Consider the following 18336-nt stretch of genomic DNA (forward strand, 5'->3'; position numbering starts at 1 on the left):
CTTTGCGCTCTTTGCTGCTTTGCGCCTTTGCGAGATCAGCTGACACCGCTACCGGGAGCCACCGCTTCCGCCGGGTTCACGAAAACCAGTTTACCATTGTCTTCCGCCATGAGGATCATGCCCTGGCTTTCGATACCGCGCATTTTGCGGGGAGCCAGGTTAGCCACCAGGGTTACCTGTTTGCCGATGATATCCGCAGGGTTAAAATGCATGGCAATACCGGAAACGACTGTACGTTGTTCCGTACCGATGTCTACCAGCAGTTTAAGCAGTTTATCCGCTTTTTCCACTTTTTCGGCCTGTATGATGGTACCTACGCGCAGATCGAGTTTGGCGAAGTCATCGTACTGGATTTCCGGTTTAGCCGGGGCGGCAGGTTTTTCTGCTACAGCCGGAGCGGCAGTGGCTTCAGCAGCAGGTTTCACGAGACCGGCATGCAGTTTTTCCACCTGGGCAGCGATTTTGTCGTCTTCCACTTTCTGGAACAGCAGTTCTGGTTCGCGCAGGGAATAGCCAACGTTCACCAGTTTGGCGCTGCCTGCATTTTCCCATTCCAGCATACGGTCCACCACCTTCAGGAGGTGACAGATTTTCCGGGAAGTGAAGGGCAGGAACGGATGGGTAAAGATCGCCAGGTTAGCCATCAGCTGCAAACAGATATGCAGGCAGTTGTCTATTCTGGCTTGCAATACCGGCAGGTCTGCTTCGGTATAGTTACCGGCAGGTTTACCCGTCTTGATATTTTCCATCGCCTTGGCTAAAATCCAGGGTTCTTTTTTCTGCATGTAGGTATTCCCTTTGGTAGAGAATTCCATTACTGCAGCCAGTGCTTCCCTGAAGCGGTAGGCTTCCAGGCTGGCTTCCACGCTTTCTTTGGTGGACTGGAAAGCAGCCACCATTTCCCTGTCGGTGTCATCGGCCAGCTCTTCATGGAAACGAGGTACTTTACCACCGCACAACTTATGCGTCAGCACCATGGTACGGTTTACGAAGTTGCCCAGGTTAGCCACCAGTTCGTTGTTATTGCGATTCTGGAAATCTTTCCAGGTAAAGTCGTTATCCTTTGTTTCCGGGGCCGTAGCGCACAGCACGTAGCGGAGCACATCCTGCTGATCGGGGAAATCCTTGATATAATCGTGAATCCATACTGCCCAGTTACGGGAGGTGGACACCTTTTCCCCTTCGATGTTCAGGAACTCGTTGGCCGGTACATTATCAGGCAGTACAAATCCGCCGTGGGCTTTCAGCATCGCCGGGAAAATAACGCAGTGGAATACGATATTGTCTTTTCCGATGAAGTGTACCAGTTTGGTATCTTCCTTACACCAGTAATCGGCCCAGTTGGGGGTGAGTTCTTTGGTGGCGGAGATATAACCGATCGGCGCATCGAACCATACGTACAGTACTTTGTCCTCTGCATCCGGCAGCGGCACTTTAATGCCCCAGTTGCTGTCGCGGGTCATGGCGCGGCTTTGCAAGCCCGCGTCCAGCCAGCTTTTGCACTGGCCATACACGTTGTTTTTCCATTCCTTATGACCTTCCAGCAGCCATTCTTTCAGCCATGGCTCATAATTCTGGAGAGGCATGTACCAGTGTTTGGTTTTTTTCTTCACGGGCACGGCATTGCTGAGGGCAGAGTGCGGATTAATCAGTTCATCCGGGCTCAGGGAAGTGCCGCAGCGTTCGCACTGGTCACCATAGGCTTTATCGTTTCCACATTTGGGGCAGGTGCCTACAATATAACGGTCAGCCAGGAAGACTTCTTTTTCCGGGTCGAAGTACTGTTCTGATTCTTTTTCTTCAAAGAGGCCATCGTTATACATCTTCAGGAAAAAGTCGGACGCAGTAGTATGGTGTATGGGAGCGCTGGTGCGTGCGAAAATATCGAAAGAGATGCCCATGGCGGCGAAGCTGTCGCCGATAATTTTATGATAACGGTCTACCACATCCTGGGGAGTTACGTTTTCCTTCATCGCCTTGATGGTGATAGGTACCCCGTGTTCGTCGGAACCGCAAATAAATTTCACATCTGCTTTTTTAGCGCGCAGATAACGCACGTAAATATCTGCAGGCAGGTAACAGCCGGCCAGGTGGCCTATATGGACCGGGCCATTGGCATAAGGTAACGCCGCAGTTATTAGATATCTGTTAAAATTTCCCATACTATCTTAAAGAATGCTTAAATAAATTTCTTTTCCTGTTTTTGTTTTTGGAATCACCAAACAATTTATCACCTTAGTCCGTGAATAGTAAAAATATTCACTAGTCTGCAAAGGTAAACAAAAGTACAATGGTAAAAATTCCGCCATATCTGAAAAAAGGCGATCTGATTGGAGTGATGTGCCCCAGCAGTAAAATGGAGCAACAAGCGGCAGAATATGCCGCCGGTGTGCTGTCATCCTGGGGCTACCGCGTGCATCTCGGCATTACGGTAGGAACCAGTTTTCATAATTTCTCCGCACCGGACGAGCTCCGGCTGGAAGAACTACAGGACATGCTGGACGACCCTGAAATAAAAGCGATCGTGTTCGGACGCGGTGGTTATGGCATGGTATGTATCCTGGACAAACTTGATTTCACCCGTTTCCGCAAACATCCCAAGTGGCTCTGCGGCTATAGCGACGTTACCACCCTGCATGCACATATCCATCAACGTTATGGCATCCCTACCGTGCATTCCCTGATGTGTAGCGGTATTACGCCCGAAACCGTTGATAATGAATACGTAGCCAGCCTGGCGGCGGTACTGAAAGGCAAATCTTACCGCTATACTACGGCTTCGCATACCCTAAACCGGGAAGGCAACGCCTCCGGCCTATTGGTGGGCGGCAACCTGTCCCTGCTGGCCAATGCTTCCGGTAGCCGTTCCCAGATCGATACCAGGGATAAAATCCTCCTGCTGGAAGATATCGGGGAATACCGCTATAACATCGACCGGATGATGTACAACCTCAAACGCGCCGGCTGGCTCAACAAACTCGCCGGTCTGGTAGTAGGTTCCTTTACGGATGGTAAGGAAACTACCGAGCCTTTTGGTCAGACAGAATATGAAATCATCCATAATATGGTGAAAGAATACGATTATCCTGTGTGTTTCGGCTTCCCGAGCGGGCATCAGCCGGAGAACTATGCACTGAAACTGGGAATAAAGCATGAGTTGAAGGTGGGGGAATTGAAATCGACCCTCAAGGAAACCCAGGGCTAAAGCCCTGGACGAATGATTTCGCTGATTCGCGAAGATAAAACGCGGAGCTAACAGCAGATAATTTAAGCATATCAATAAAAAAGCGCCCGTATCGGGTGCTTTTTTATTGATTACCGGTAGTTCCGGCATTTTTTAATCTTCGCTCAGATCTTCGCGAATCAGCGAAATCAGCAAAAATCATGACTATCACAGTTAGTCTTCCACATCCGGCACAACCTCCAATCCATACTCATCAGCCGTGAGGATACCGGCGGTGCGGGTATTTTCCAGTACTTCGGCATTGGGAACGAGGTCGTGTACGGTAGTGAGGTTGTGCAGATAGTCCTTGCCGTATAGTTTACCGGCGAGGCCTCCGGGCACGTCCATGAGGTATTTGAGCACTTCGAGCACGATGTGCATCCCGGTAGCGCCGTGGGTAGCTCCCATGGCTCCGGCGTCGAAGTTGCCGTATTCTTCGGTGAGGGGTAATGCGCAGCGGTAGCTGGCGGAGGTGCTGCCATCGGGCATGGGCATATTGAAGCCACCGTACCAGGCCTGCCAGTTGTGTACTTCTCCCATTACGAGGGGGAGGTTATGTTTCACACAGGCATCATTGAGCAACAGGTGGGTGGGCAGGTGCTGGGAGCAATCGATCACCAGATCGAAGCCGGGCAGCAACAGGGCGATATTTTCCGGTTTAGCCTGTACCAGCATGGGATAGTGTTTGGTAAACGGGTTCACCGCCCATAAACGGCTGGCCGCCATTTTGGCTTTATGTTTACGGATATCCTGCATCTGGTAGATAGGCTGACGGTGCATATCTTCATCGGTAATAACGCCGTAATCAGCGATACCGATCACCCCTACTCCGCTGGCGCTGAGGTATTGCAGGACAGGGCTGCCGAGGCCGCCGGCGCCAACCACCAGTATACGGGCGCTTTTCAGTTTATCCTGCATGTCGATACCTACGCCGGGTACGGCGATAGGGTATTTAAAATGCTGCAGTTCTTTTTCACTTAAGTTCATACGCTGGTTCTTTTATCTATTCCTGTGGAAACTCGAGGGTAAACTTACTGCCTTTGCCCAGCGTGCTTTCCACTTTTATTTTTCCCTTGTGGGCATCTACAATCGCCTTTACATAAGTGAGGCCGAGGCCGAAACCTTTTACGTTGTGCACATTACCGGTATGGGCGCGGTAGAATTTCTCAAAGATACGGGAAATAGTATCCCGGCTCATACCGATACCGTTGTCTGTAATGATGATAAACAGGCTTTTACGGGTATTGTACGTTTGTATTTTGATCTCCAGGTCTTCTTTCGAGTATTTGATGGCGTTATCCAGCAAGTTGAACACTACATTGGAGAAATGCACATCATCAGCCATAATCACCGGGTTAATGGCATCCAGCTGCAGGTCTACCACCCCGTTTTTGCCTGCCAGCTGCAGTTGCAGGTTATCGGTGGTATTGCGGATGACCTGGTGTACGTCCATCGCCTGGAGTTTCAGGCCTATTTCATCTTTTTCCAGCAGGGCAGATTGCAGGATACTTTCCACCTGTTTATTCATCCGTTTGTTTTCTTCCTTGATGATACCGGAGAAATAGCGGATTTTATCTGCGTTGCTCATGACTTTTTCATTACCGATAGCGTCGATGGCGAGGGAGATCGTCGCCAGCGGTGTTTTCAGCTCATGGGTCATGTTATTGATGAAGTCTGACTTTATTTCCGACAGTTTTTTCTGGTTCAGCAGGGTGCGTACGGTGAGTGCGAAAGCCGTGATAATGATGATCGTGAACAGGATGCTGCCGGTGATCATGATACCCAGCTGCCGGGTGATGGAATCGTCAGCAACGGGTGTAATAATCATCAGGGTTTCCGTATCAGGGCCGAAGTTGTTCAGGTCATCCAGTATGACGTGTATAATATGGTATCGTTTCCGTTCACTGGCGCTGTCTTCCATATTTTCCCGGTAGGCCGTTTCAAAATTGGCCGAATGTACTCTCAGCTGTGAACCGATACCCTGTATAGGTCCCAGGATAGCGAACTCAAAGTGATTGGGGTCGAGGTGGTTTTTCCCCATTTTGTCCTGGATGAGTTTTCTCAGTTTTTGGGGATTATCATAGACAGCGCTCATAGGAGGTACGTAGGATTCTCCTTTGATATCAAGTCCGAAGTTTTTGGCAGTTTCCTGGTTTTTTCTGAGGCGGAACATTGTATAGGACTGCCGGGTAGTTACCATTTCCTTTTGAACATCCCCCGCCATTTTGGTGGATTGTTCATTCAGCTGTTCTTTTTTGATAGCAATTGCGTTCCTGATCCAGCTCACCTGGATATAGATAATACCCAGCAGTGACAAAGTGATCAGGACAACAATAACGGGGAAAATTTTCTTTAGTGGTATCATGTAAGTCTGGTCAAGGCCTTAAATATACTTAACCTGGTATATTTTATATTGTTAAAAAAGATGTTTGCTATAGCAACTATGATACAAAATTAAATAGTTACAAACGGCTGCTGGTCTGTTAACATCAATACAATATTACTTTAACGTAATTTTAACGGGGGATCTCTGATTTTATTAATGCGACTTTTCTTACCTTTGCTATACAGAATTGGTACTAAATTTGATTAGTAACAATTATAACAAAGTAATTAAACTTTCTACATACATCGACGTGGATTCGTTCCATAAGCGATTTAGATTTTGGTTGATAAAATGGTAAGGAGGTTTTCTAGCCTCCTTTTTTTATTTTCTTCTTTTTCAATGAGTTTTGTTACCCTTCCTAACAGTTTCAGTTTTCCTCTTTTATTTCTTTCCTGCTTTGTAATCAATTAATTAAATTTGGTTAGCGAACAAAACGTATGCTTATGGTTAGTCTGGCGCCCGGTATTTTGCTTATAGCTGATCCTTTTCTTAAAGACCCGAATTTTGCGCGCACGGTTATTTTCTTGTGTGAAAATGACGAAAAGGGCAGTTTTGGCTTCGTTATCAACAGGTTATTTGACCAGACCCTGGATTCGCTGATTCCGGATGTGATTTATCCTGGTATTCCGGTGTATTACGGGGGACCGGTACAGGTAGATACGATTCATTTCATGCATCAGTTGCCAGACCAGATACAGGGTGGTATGCAGGTGGTACCGGGAGTGTATTGGGGTGGCCGGTTTGACGATGTAGTGGAGTTAATCAACAAAGGAGCGCTGGATTTGCGGAAGATCAAGTTTTTCATTGGTTATTCAGGCTGGACGGGTGGTCAGTTGGAGGAGGAGTTGAAGGAAAAGTCGTGGATACCGTCGGAAAGCACCCCTTCATTAGTATTTGAGCCCAAAGAGCAGCAAATTTGGCAGCTGGCACTTAGAAATCTTGGCAGTAATTTCGCCATGATGGCAAATTTTCCCATTGATCCTTCCCTAAATTAAGCGAGCTAATATTCTGAAAGCGAAGCAGATGTACTTCGGTGGTGTCTTTTTGTACAAAAAGGAACAAAAAGGAATGGCTTTTTTTGCAACAAATTAAATATCTTGCTAAAGTATCAATACAAAATAACCCGTTAAAGTTCAGGTAAGAACAACCGATAGAATACACCTATGAAGGCAACCTATGAAAAGCATTTATACCTTCAGAAGACAGATGCCCGAATACTTTACCTGAGACAACGATAGAAGGAAAATATATCAACAAACGACAAACGCATTATTCATTAGGTAATATACACAGCCTGTGAAAGGGCTGCTTCATGGATGTGCATGCATAACTGCGGTCTGACAGCAATGTTGGTCCGTGCGGGGATGTATTGTACAGAAGTGAGGATTTGCGGAAATCCCGGCCGGTATTCCTGCCTGGTTAAGGGTCTTCTAAGATTGGAATAGTTAGGACAAAACGAAGGCCGGGTAATCTTACCCGGCCTGTCATTTTTAAAAGAGATATATACTTACTGGTAGTATGTTATTTTTTCTCCACTGCTACCGCACCTTCTACGAGCACAGTAGCCTTGTTGCGCAGCACTTCCACGAAACCGCCGGTGATAGTATAGAATTCGCTGTGGTTTTTATCTTTCAGCACTTTCATTTTACCATTTCCGAGCGCAGCGATTAAGGGCGCATGTTTATCCAGTATTTCAAAAGAACCGTCAATGCCGGGCAGTTGTACGCCGTACACTTCGCCTGCATATAATTTTCTTTCTGGTGTTAATACTTCTAATAGCATGTTATGATCGTGAATGGTGATTGGTAAATGGTCCCGGGGGACCATTCGGATTAGTTATTAGCTGCTTCCAGTAATTTCTTACCTTTTTCGATAGCCTGATCGATAGAACCTACGAGGTTGAAGGCTGCTTCAGGATATTCGTCCACTTCACCGTCCATGATCATGTTAAAGCCACGGATGGTTTCTTCGATCGGAACCAGTACACCTTTCAGACCGGTAAACTGTTCTGCCACGTGGAAAGGTTGTGACAGGAAACGTTGTACGCGGCGGGCGCGGGAAACGGTCAGTTTATCTTCGTCGCTCAGCTCGTCCAGACCGAGGATGGCAATGATATCCTGTAATTCTTTATAGCGTTGCAGGATTTGTTTCACACGTTGCGCACAGTTGTAGTGTGCGTCACCTACGATAGCCGGAGTGAGGATACGGGAAGTTGAGTCCAGCGGGCTCACAGCCGGGTAGATACCAAGGTCGGAGATTTTACGATCCAATACGGTGGTAGCATCCAGGTGGGAGAAGGTAGTTGCCGGAGCAGGGTCGGTCAAGTCATCCGCAGGTACGTAAACCGCCTGTACGGAAGTAATTGAACCGTTTTTGGTAGAGGTGATACGTTCCTGCATCAGACCCATCTCAGTAGCCAGGGTTGGCTGGTAACCCACCGCAGAAGGCATACGGCCTAACAGCGCGGACACTTCGGAACCTGCCTGGGTAAAACGGAAGATGTTGTCTACGAAGAACAGGATATCACGGCCACCACCTGCAGAACCGTCGCCATCACGGAAGTATTCCGCCAGGGTCAGACCGGACAGGGCAACACGTGCACGGGCTCCGGGAGGTTCGTTCATCTGACCGAACACGAAGGTAGCCTGTGACTGTTTCAGTAATTCTTTATCTACAGCAGTTACGTCCCAGTTACCATGTTCCATGGATTCTACGAACTTGCTGCCATATTTTACGATGTTGGCTTCGATCATTTCACGCATCAGGTCATTACCTTCACGGGTACGTTCACCCACGCCGGCAAATACGGACAGACCTTCATAACCTTTTGCGATGTTGTTGATCAGCTCCTGGATCAATACGGTTTTACCTACACCCGCACCACCGAACAGACCGATTTTACCACCTTTTGCATATGGTTCGATCAGGTCGATTACTTTGATACCGGTGAACAGTACTTCTGTATCGGTAGCCAGATCCTCAAACTTAGGCGGCTGGCGGTGGATGGGATAACCGTTGTCAGTAGCCAGATCACCCAGACCGTCAATAGCCTCACCTACCACATTGAACAAACGTCCTTTCACCTGGTCGCCAATTGGCATTTTAATAGGCGCGCCTTTATCCACTACGGCCATTCCACGAACCATACCGTCAGTGGAGTCCATTGCCACGCAACGTACACTGTCTTCACCCAGGTGCTGTTGTACTTCCAATACTACTTTCTGACCATTTTCGCGGGTAATTTCCAATGCGTTGTAGATTTCGGGCAATTTGTCATCAAAGTGCACGTCCACCACGGGACCGATAATTTGTTTGATCTTACCTGTGTTAGGCATATTTTTAAAGAGGTTTATAAAATACTAAAAAGTTATTTCCTCAAAAACTGTCGCTGTGCAACGGTTTCTAAAATTTGGCGCAAAGGTAATAGTAAATGGGGGAAAATCAAAAAGAGATGGAGGAAAAATATCCCATTAACACCTCAATTTACCTGATGTTTCCAGTTATCTACAGTCAGATTCCCATCCAGACAACGCAGAATCTATCAAATATAGATTTTTCAGTATTTATAACTTAGTCCACATCTATCTCCCGTTCCCTTCTCCGTTCATATAAAAATAATCAGGTTTTCTTTAGTTGGTGATTATTTTTACCGATCCACCATATATATATTACTATAATATGAAAAAATTGAACAATGAACTGTCACGCCGCTCCTTTCTGGGCAACTTATCCAAAGCAGGCCTGATCGGCGTAACCGGCCTGTCGCCACTGGCAGCAGCCGCACAAAAAACCAACATCAACGGCGCTACCACCGCCGAAACCACCCACGCCTTCCTCTGCAAACCGTACCTCCAAATGCCCGCACCCGACACCATCGCGGTAATGTGGCTCACCTCCCGCCCCTGCTACAGCTGGGTGGAATACGGTACCAACGGCCAGCTCAACCTGAAAGCCCACCACGTTACCAAAGGCCTCGTAGACGCCAACAACCAGCTCCACCGCATAGAACTGCCGAACCTCGAACCCGGTAAACAATACAGCTACCGCGTGCTCTCCAAAGAAATTACCGATTTCCAGCCCTATAAGCTGACCTACGGTAACACCCTCTCCAGCGACACCTATACCTTTACAGCACCGGATACCCGGGCTAAAGAAGTGTCCTGGCTCATGCTCAACGATATCCACGACCGGCCCGCTTCCATCCCCCACCTGCTGGGACTGAACGGCAACGATCCCTACGATTTTGTATTCCTCAACGGCGATATGTTCGATTACCAGGCCGACGAAAAACAGATCATCGACCACCTGCTGTCCCCCTGCGGCGACACCTTCTCTACACAGAAACCTTTTATGTACGTGAGAGGTAACCACGAAACGCGCGGCAAATACGCCCGTGAATGGCACCAGTACTTCGACAATCCCGGCCATGGCAGTTATTTCTCCTTCTCCTGGGGCCCCGTACACGCTATTGTACTGGATACCGGAGAAGACAAGGAAGACGACCACGCCGTATATGCCGGTATCGTTGATTTCGACGGATACCGCGAAGAACAGGCCCGCTGGCTGGAAAAACAGCTGCAAAGTCCGGCTTACAAAAAAGCAAAACATAAAGTAGTGCTGATGCATATCCCGCATTATCACGGCGGCGACTGGCACGGCGCAGCCCATTGCCGCCAGCTCTTCGGCCCGCTGTTCAACAAATACAAGGTAGATATCGTCGTTTGCGGCCACACCCATCAATACGGTGTATACGCCCCCGTAGCCGGTCAGCATAATTATCCGCTGATTATCGGCGGAGGCCCGAAGGACGGTAAACGCACCCTCATTAAAATAAAAGCCGATCAGAAACAGCTGGTATTGACCATGCTGCGGGATGACGGTACCAAAGTGGGAGAATATACCGTGTGATGCCACCCGGCGGTGCCCAAAGGGGAAGCGATGAACCCATGAAGCCCAGGGCTAAGATGTTTGTATCTCGTATATTCTGAAGTTCCCGATTTGAAAGAGTTTGAATAACCTTCCTGCCTGGATACAACTTAGCCCGGGGCTTCAGGCCTGGGTATACGAATGCCCGATCATTCATGTGACGGGATTGTAAACGAGAAAGCGGTTCAGCACAAAGGCACAACCGCTTTCTCGTTTATGAACGCTGATTAATTATTCAGTTTTACAACAGACAGTATTTTCAGCATCAGCCAGGCGCCCAGTGCAGCCAGGCAAACGCCTGCGGTGAGCATGAGGTAATATTTTACCGTCCACTCCAGGGCTGTTTTTACCCGGGAATAGAAGGGAATGCCGCGTTGTGCCGCACCTTCATACATGCTGAACTGTATGGTGCAGAATTCGTTTTCCTCATCGAAATTGCCTAGTTCCACACCCAGCTCCTGCAGCTGGCTTTCCACCTCTGCGATTTTCTCGTGTAATCTTATCCGTTCTTCAATTGTTCCGGACTGGGAAGTAAGCGCATTCAGCGAGGCCAGGTTCTTTTCCATAGAAACCCGCGCAGCATTGAGTTTGCGGTATTCATTGGTTTTATCCGCTTTGGTAATGCTGGTGGATTTGATACTACCGATTTTTTGAACCGCATAATAAGCGGAATCAAATTTTTCCGGGGCTACCCCTATCAGCAGTTTGACGTCGCGGTTGCCTTTGTTACCGGACTCCTGCTGGTATTGTATAATGGCATTAAACTGGCGGATAGTGGCGTGCAACCGTTGTTCATCTTCCGTAAAACTGGTAGAACGGGAACTTACATAGGCTACCTTCTCATACTTCTGCGCAGCCATTGCCGGCATGGCTTCGCCTTTAGGGGAGGCCATTTTGACCTTCTCAGAGGCGTAGTTTTTCCGTTGGATACTTTCCAGGAAGCCTCCGCCGCTGTTATCTCCATTATCGCTGCCGGTCCTCGTATAGCCATATAGCAGGCGGAGCAGGAACATCACCACAAATACCAGCAACAGGGTGCTGAAAATTCGTTTATACTTCAACGTTGGTAAAACAATCATCAGAACATACAGGTTTTCGGGTTAAAAAAAATCTTCAAAAAAAGGCATTGGGAGATATTGGCAGTTAAACAAATATCACATTATAAAAAACATTCACTCAGCAATAATACACAATTCTTAAAACACTGTATTAGTATAAGTTAGATTTGGGTAAATAAATTGGAATCATTTTTGCCTGATAGTCCTTGTAACGCTCTACCTGCAGCAAAAAGCGTTATAAAAATTTTAACAATTTTGTTTAACATTTTGCCTTAATGACTAACTGCATTTAGACCGCGTTTGAAACACCAATCCGACACCCAGTAGCAGATCATTGAAGTATAAACCGGAACAAACAAAAGAAGCCATTAATCTCCGCAAAGTCTAATAACAGCGAAACCAATCAGGACTAAAAAACAGGAGTATGAACAGATTATTTAAAAACACAGGATTATCTCTTTTACTTATATCCTTCTTTTTAGGTAGTTGCGCCACTACCTACTCAGCATACAATCCCAATCCGCAGGTACAGGTAGGGGTTTCAGTTTCTTTCTATGATGAATTGAGCCCTTATGGCCGGTGGGTGAATTATCCGGGCTATAGCCAGGTATGGATACCGAATGCAGGAGCTGACTTCCGTCCTTATTACAGCGGCGGGCACTGGGTGTACACCGATTACGGGTGGACCTGGATGTCTGACTATTCCTGGGGATGGGCCGCCTTCCACTATGGCCGCTGGATGTACGACGGCATGTACGGCTGGATGTGGATACCTGGTAACGAATGGGGACCAGCGTGGGTAGACTGGAGAAGTGGAGGAGACTATTACGGATGGGCGCCAATGGGCCCCTCATCCTACAATATGCCAACCAACTACTGGGCATTCGTTCCCAGGAGATATATTGGCAGCCGGCAGATCAACAACTATTACATCAATAATAGCCGGAATACAACGATCATCAACAACACCACTATCATCAACAACTATGGCAGTAATAGCGGTACTGGTGTCCGGGTACAAAGAGGTCCTGACGCAAGGGATGTAGAACGGTACACCGGTTCCAGCGTGAGACCGATAAGGGTATCCAATACCGACAGACCCGGCGCAGGCAGAATTCAGAATAACCAGTTGCAGATTTACCGTCCGGATGCCACTGCCCTTAACAGAGGGGAAAACAGCAGGCCAGCCCGTGGAACAAATGGTAATAATGGCAACAACAGTAACTTCAACAATGGTAATAACGGCAATAACAACACGCCCGGCCGCGTGAACCGTGATCCGAACTATAACAATAACAACAGCGGTAACAACGGCAATAACAACACGCCCGGCCGCGTGAGCCGTGATCCGAACTATAACAATAACAACAGCGGCAATAGCGGTAATAACAATATACCCGGCCGTGTAAGCCGTGATCCAAACTATAACAATAACAACAGCGGCAACAATAACAATCAGCCTGGATATAACCGTCCCAACAGAACGCCCAATGATAATTCAGGGGTACCGCAACAGATACAACAGCAACAACAACAGCAGCGGGTACAGCGGGACCAGATACAGCAAATGCAGCGTGATCAGCAGATGAGACAACAGCAGCAACAGGCGGAACAACAGCAACGGGTACAAAGGGATCAGCAAATGCAGCAGATACGTCAGCAACAACAACAACAACAGCAGCAACAGGCGGAAAGAGTTCAGCGCGAACAGCAACAGCAGCAGATGCAACAGATGCGTCAGCAGCAACAGCAGGCGGAAAGGGTTCAGCGTCAGCAACAACAGCAACAGATGGAACAACAGCAAAGGGTTCAGCGCGAACAGCAACAACAGCAGATGCGTCAGCAACAACAACAGCAACAACAGGCGGAAAGGGTTCAGCGTCAGCAACAACAGCAACAGCAGCAACAACAACGTCCGGCTAATAACAACAGTGGCAGCGGCGAAAGAGTAAGAAGGGGCGACTACTAATCCAGGTTGTAAACGAAACGATAAATCTGATTTTTAATTTTTTGAAAGGTTTCACCGTCATGGGTGGAACCTTTCTGCATTAAGCGCAGTTCCAAAGGCTGGTGACCTTCGTGATAGGGAGGCTGATAATAGGGTTGATCAAAAGCCTGGTAGCCCAACCGTTCATAAAAAATAATGCGGCGGCGGGCCTGCTCCGTTACCGGTGGCTCTACTTCCAGCACCAGGCGACCGAAACGTTTTTCCAGTTCTTCCATGATATGGGTGCCAATACCTCCGCCCCTGGCAGAAGCATGAACCGCAAAGTATTCCACAAAAGTATAGTCCGGTAAAGGCCAGCAACATACAAACCCGGCAAAGTTTCCATCCTTTTCCAGTTGCAGCATCTTCAGCTTACCATTGTCCAGTAGTGACAATACCACTTCCCAATCCCTTCTTTCTTCGTAGGGAAAGGCTTCTTCATACAATTCTCTGATAGCGGGACCGGGAATATTAACGGGTTGCAAGGTGATCATGCGCCAAAGTTACGGATTCTTTGGGGGCGACGGCACACACTCAAAGGGATCGGGATTACCGGCAGGCGCAGGTTTTCCCAGGGCCCAGCAGAAATTCATAGCCTGGCTGGTAACGCTCATCAGCTTCAGACTAACCTTGCTGCCTTTGCGGCTATTCGACGCTGCGATGCTCCTTTCGCCTTTTTCAGGGATATTATTGATCGTGTATTGCTCCGTTTTGAATACTTCATCGTTATTACGCATATACTGGACCGTTACCACCACATTATCCACCGGGTATTCCGTTTGATTACGGACCGTGATACTCAGGTTTTTGATACCTCCCAGCAATCCGGTGCGGTAATCGCTGGCAGTGACCGTGATAAACTGTTGCCAGTTGCGCCGGTAATAGGCCCTTCTTTCCACAAAATTCCCCGCCACCCGTTGTTGAACGGCCTGGTGGTCTTCGATCTGGCGGCTTACATTGTTATTTTGTTCCAGGCTTTTACGCAGGTCGCGGTTTTCATTCCACAAGCGCAGATTTTCGGAGCGTACGCGCCTGACTTCCGTTTGTTGGCGGCAATAGCCTAATGCCAGGATGATCGTGAAAATACAGCTTATAAGAGGGAGAATATAGTTTCGCTTCATGATGATATCAGCAGAAAAAATAATGCCAACGGCTGTTTTAATTATTTTTGCGCAAATTTGCTCAAATAGTATTTAGTATCCATGGAACTGATTTTAGTTGACAACGCCCAAAAAGCGGCCGATTTTCTGGCCGTACATATCAGGCTAAACAAGGACGTACCCGGATGGATAAGACCACTGGACAAGGATATTGAAAGTGTTTTCGACGCTCATAAGAACAAAGCGTTCCGTCATGGGGAGTGTGTCCGGTGGATTATGAAAGACCAGCAGGGTAACCTGACCGGCAGGGTAGCTGCCTTTGTAAATAACAAGTATACCAATAAGGGCGATACGGTAAGGGTAGGCGGAATGGGCTTTTTCGACTGTATCGACAACCAGGAAGCTGCCAACCTGTTATTTGATACCGCTAAAAAATGGCTACAGGAAAAAGGCATGGAGGCTATGGACGGTCCTATAAACTTCGGGGAACGCAACAACTGGTGGGGCCTGCTGACACAGGGGTACCATGAACCCTTGTATAACATGAACTTCAACCCACCGCATTATGTCCGTTTGTTTGAAACCTATGGTTTTAAACTGTTCTTCAACCAGATTTGCTTTGGCATGAAGATCCGCGATCAACTGGCGGAAAAATTCCTGACGCGTCATGCCGCCATTGCAAAAGATCCTGACTTTACCTCCCGGCATATTAAAAAAGATCAGCTGGAAAAGTTTGCACAAGACTTTAGCACCATCTATAACAAAGCCTGGGCACAACATGCCGGCGGCAAAGAGATGAGCAAAGGACAGGCCTTCGGTATCTTCAAACAGATGAAACCGTTGCTGGATGAGAAGATCGCCTGGTTTGTGTATTACAAGAATGAACCAATTGCCATGTGGCTCAACCTACCGGACCTCAACCAGTATATCAAACATATGAATGGCAAGATGGGATTGTGGGGTAAACTGATTTTCGTGTGGATGAAACTCACCCGGCAGTGTCATAAAATGGTAGGCATTATTTTCGGTATTGTCCCCGAATTCCAGGGGAAGGGGCTGGATGCCTTTCTGATCGTGGAAGGCGCTAAAGTGATACAAGGTGAGAATATGCCCTACCATGATTACGAAATGCAATGGATCGGGGACTTCAACCCGCGTATGCTGAATATGGCTACCGGTCTGGGCGCCTTTCCTTCCAGGGTGTTGACCACCTACCGTTATATGTTTGATCCGAATGTACCGGTAGAGAGACATCCGATGTTATAGTAACTTATTACCTGTTATAAGATAATAGCCCGGCGCCGGCATGGTAGCCGGGCTATTTATTTCAGTGTCCTGCATGACAACTTTACACCGTTCCATTCTCCTGCAACTTCCGCAGGACAGGCTTTAAGCACCTCGCACAAGTATCCGATGCGTCTGCTGTCACTAAAATAATTCTGTGAATAATGGCTATATTTAAATCCCTATTGCGACAGCTATCGTATTTAACCTGATGTTTTGTTATGACCAACTTAAATCCTGCGAGCCCCGGGATGAAAGAAGCGGCGGTCTTTCATCCTACGGCAGCATTTAGGCTACAGATAGTAAAGGTGATTGGTTTTATATTGCTCTTTTTTCTGTTATATGTAATCGTATTGCTCACAACCGTAGCCCTGGGCGCAGCCCTTATCACTGCCGGCATTGCGCTGGTCGGCTATCATCCTAATTTTTTTACATTCCTTACCGGCCCGGCCCTGGTGGTATTGGGCGGTTTGATGTTGTTTCTCCTGGTACGTTTTCTTTTTTATCATCGTCAGCCGGTAAATCCCTACCGTTCTTTAATAGATGCCGGGCAGCATCCGCGGTTATTTGATTTTATTTCCGGGCTTGTAAAAGAAACCAGTATCCGTTTTCCGGCGAAAGTATTTGTGGTACCGGAAGTCAATGTCTGTGTTTTTTACAATGCCAGCTTTTTCAACCTGTTATGGCCTGCCAGGATGAACCTGGAAATAGGGCTGGGGCTGGTGAATGTCGTCAATATCAGTGAATTTAAAATGGTGTTGGCTCAGGAGTTTGCCCATTTTTCGCGGCGCAGCATGAAATTAGGCAGCTATGTGTATACCCTGAACAAGGTATTATATAACATGCTGTATGAAAACGACAGCTGGAACGACCTTGTTATACGCTGGAGCAGCAACGGTAGTTTACCTGGTTTTTTTGCCCATATCACCTCTTTAATTGTCAACGGCATTCAGTTTTTACTGCGTAAACTTTACCGGCTCATACACCGGCAGTACCTGGAGTTAAGCCGGGAGATGGAGTTTCAGGCAGATGCCCTGGCGGTGTCGCTGGCCGGCACCGCCGCAGCAGTGAGCAGCGGGCGCCGGGTAGAAATGGGCACCTATTGCCTGGACCACTGTATGCACAAGCTGACAGAGTTGGAAACCGCCGGACGGCGGTTCCCGAATATTTACCAGACCCACCGTGCCGTGATAGCCTATTACGCGACACAGCACCATTTACAGACAGATGCAGCAGGGCTGCCGGTTATCCCCGACAGTTATTTCCATACTTTCCTGAAAAGCCGTGTCCAGCTGCGGGAGCAGTGGACGGCTCACCCTACCCGTGAGGACCGGGAACAACGTTATCTCGCCGCCGGCATCCGTCGCGATGAGGCGACAGACAGTGCCTGGACATTATTCAATCATCCGGAGCAGTTACAGGAGCAAAGTACGCGACAGGTGTATGATATGATAGCGCCGGGATTCAGCGGAGAAGCCATTTCTCCCGCTGAATTTGTAGCAGCGCTCACCCAGCGGCATCGCCAGTATGAGTATCCCGCCGCTTTTCATGATTATTATGATAACCGGGCTTTTAGCATTGTTGAAGGAGAAGTACCTCCTCCTGCCGGTATTACCGATATGTCGCAGCTCTATCATCCGGACATCGTGTGGCGGATCAGGAGTTATTACCGGGACAAGCAGGATGTGGAAACCTTGCAGGCTATCGCCACCGGGCAGTTTCAGACCCGTGTTTTTGAATTCGACGGGCAGCCGCAGAAAGCCGCCAACGCCAGGGAGCTGGGCCACCAGCTGGCTGCTCATGTAGCCGCAGAGCAACACTGGCTGCAACAGCACGATCAGCAGGCATATAGCTATCACTATCAGCGGGCTGCCGCCAAAGGAGCCGGGGCAGTACACCAGCTCACCAGCCAATACCAGCATATACTGACGCACCAGGAATTTACCAACCGGCTGAACGACCAGGTAGTACGGGTTATTCATGGTATCAGCCAGGTTTTTAACGTGGGACATGACACCCTTGCCCTGCTGGGCCCCTGGATGGACGAGCTGCGGACCGAATGCTGGCGGTTTCGCCGGCTGCTGCACGAAGCCACCACCCTTCCCGGCTATGCCGGTCATCTTCCCGCAGGGCTATACGAAAAGATACAACGCTTTGCCGGGCAGGATTGTATTTTCATGCAGGACCAGGTACCTGATTACGTAGCGTTGCAGGAATTACATGAGATTATTTCTTCCGTGATGGAACAATACAACAACAGCAATATTTTACTCCGGAAGGCTTTCCTGGAATTTCTGCTAACCCTGGAGCCCCGGGCACAGGTCTGAAAGCCGCCCTGGTGGCTACCATTTTTCTCTTACTGAATTTGTGCG

The 18336-nt window shown here is 48.2% G+C and carries 14 protein-coding genes; 6 read left to right on the forward strand and 8 right to left on the reverse strand.

Going from position 1 to position 18336, the window contains the following annotated elements:
• Positions 1-35 precede the first annotated feature (35 nt).
• Positions 36-2162 carry a methionine--tRNA ligase gene (gene metG / locus ICL07_RS10710; RefSeq protein WP_188087895.1) on the reverse strand — a complete coding sequence of 709 codons (2127 nt, stop codon included), beginning with the start codon at positions 2160-2162 and terminating at the stop codon, positions 36-38.
• Between the two features lie 128 nt (positions 2163-2290).
• On the opposite strand from metG, the gene ICL07_RS10715 reads away from it, so the two are divergent.
• The gene (locus ICL07_RS10715) at positions 2291-3205 is read left to right on the forward strand and encodes a S66 peptidase family protein (RefSeq protein ID WP_188087896.1); all 915 of its coding nucleotides are present in this window, start codon (positions 2291-2293) and stop codon (positions 3203-3205) included.
• Between the two features lie 192 nt (positions 3206-3397).
• Here the strand turns inward: ICL07_RS10715 and ICL07_RS10720 are convergent, their stop codons facing one another.
• Together ICL07_RS10720 and ICL07_RS10725 are read right to left on the reverse strand one after the other, a co-directional pair.
• The gene (locus ICL07_RS10720; RefSeq protein ID WP_188087897.1) at positions 3398-4210 is read right to left on the reverse strand and encodes a HesA/MoeB/ThiF family protein; all 813 of its coding nucleotides are present in this window, start codon (positions 4208-4210) and stop codon (positions 3398-3400) included.
• A 16-nt stretch (positions 4211-4226) separates the two neighbouring features.
• The gene (locus tag ICL07_RS10725; protein WP_188087898.1) at positions 4227-5588 is read right to left on the reverse strand and encodes a sensor histidine kinase; all 1362 of its coding nucleotides are present in this window, start codon (positions 5586-5588) and stop codon (positions 4227-4229) included.
• Between the two features lie 458 nt (positions 5589-6046).
• On the opposite strand from ICL07_RS10725, the gene ICL07_RS10730 reads away from it, so the two are divergent.
• On the forward strand, positions 6047-6604 hold the full coding sequence (locus tag ICL07_RS10730) for a YqgE/AlgH family protein (RefSeq protein WP_246485003.1): 558 nt from the start codon (positions 6047-6049) through the stop codon (positions 6602-6604).
• A gap of 526 nt (positions 6605-7130) precedes the next feature.
• Here ICL07_RS10730 and atpC read toward each other — a convergent pair.
• Positions 7131-7391: an ATP synthase F1 subunit epsilon gene (gene atpC, locus ICL07_RS10735; RefSeq protein ID WP_188087899.1), complete on the reverse strand. Its 261-nt coding sequence runs from the start codon at positions 7389-7391 to the stop codon at positions 7131-7133.
• 50 nt (positions 7392-7441) lie between these two features.
• Positions 7442-8944, reverse strand: a complete 1503-nt coding sequence (gene atpD, locus ICL07_RS10740) for a F0F1 ATP synthase subunit beta (RefSeq protein ID WP_188087900.1) — start codon at positions 8942-8944, stop codon at positions 7442-7444.
• Positions 8945-9287: 343 nt separating this feature from the next.
• On the opposite strand from atpD, the gene ICL07_RS10745 reads away from it, so the two are divergent.
• On the forward strand, positions 9288-10517 hold the full coding sequence (locus ICL07_RS10745) for a purple acid phosphatase family protein (RefSeq protein ID WP_188087901.1): 1230 nt from the start codon (positions 9288-9290) through the stop codon (positions 10515-10517).
• Between the two features lie 245 nt (positions 10518-10762).
• Here the strand turns inward: ICL07_RS10745 and ICL07_RS10750 are convergent, their stop codons facing one another.
• Positions 10763-11614 carry a DUF4349 domain-containing protein gene (locus ICL07_RS10750; protein WP_188087902.1) on the reverse strand — a complete coding sequence of 284 codons (852 nt, stop codon included), beginning with the start codon at positions 11612-11614 and terminating at the stop codon, positions 10763-10765.
• A 403-nt stretch (positions 11615-12017) separates the two neighbouring features.
• On the opposite strand from ICL07_RS10750, the gene ICL07_RS10755 reads away from it, so the two are divergent.
• On the forward strand, positions 12018-13562 hold the full coding sequence (locus tag ICL07_RS10755; RefSeq protein ID WP_188087903.1) for a DUF6600 domain-containing protein: 1545 nt from the start codon (positions 12018-12020) through the stop codon (positions 13560-13562).
• Here the strand turns inward: ICL07_RS10755 and ICL07_RS10760 are convergent.
• Together ICL07_RS10760 and ICL07_RS10765 are read right to left on the reverse strand one after the other, a co-directional pair.
• The gene (locus ICL07_RS10760) at positions 13559-14074 is read right to left on the reverse strand and encodes a GNAT family N-acetyltransferase (RefSeq protein WP_188087904.1); all 516 of its coding nucleotides are present in this window, start codon (positions 14072-14074) and stop codon (positions 13559-13561) included. The two genes, ICL07_RS10755 and ICL07_RS10760, sit on opposite strands and share 4 nt — an antisense overlap.
• A 9-nt stretch (positions 14075-14083) precedes the next feature.
• Positions 14084-14701, reverse strand: a complete 618-nt coding sequence (locus tag ICL07_RS10765) for a hypothetical protein (protein WP_188087905.1) — start codon at positions 14699-14701, stop codon at positions 14084-14086.
• A gap of 81 nt (positions 14702-14782) precedes the next feature.
• Between ICL07_RS10765 and ICL07_RS10770 the strand changes: the two genes are divergently transcribed.
• Positions 14783-15946 (forward strand): hypothetical protein, encoded by a 1164-nt coding sequence (locus ICL07_RS10770; protein ID WP_188087906.1) that lies wholly within the window; start codon positions 14783-14785, stop codon positions 15944-15946.
• A gap of 239 nt (positions 15947-16185) precedes the next feature.
• Positions 16186-18291 (forward strand): M48 family metallopeptidase, encoded by a 2106-nt coding sequence (locus ICL07_RS10775; RefSeq protein WP_188087907.1) that lies wholly within the window; start codon positions 16186-16188, stop codon positions 18289-18291.
• Positions 18292-18336: the final 45 nt, after the last annotated feature.

It is taken from the genome of Chitinophaga qingshengii, from assembly GCF_014529935.1.
GTDB classification, from domain to species: domain Bacteria; phylum Bacteroidota; class Bacteroidia; order Chitinophagales; family Chitinophagaceae; genus Chitinophaga; species Chitinophaga qingshengii.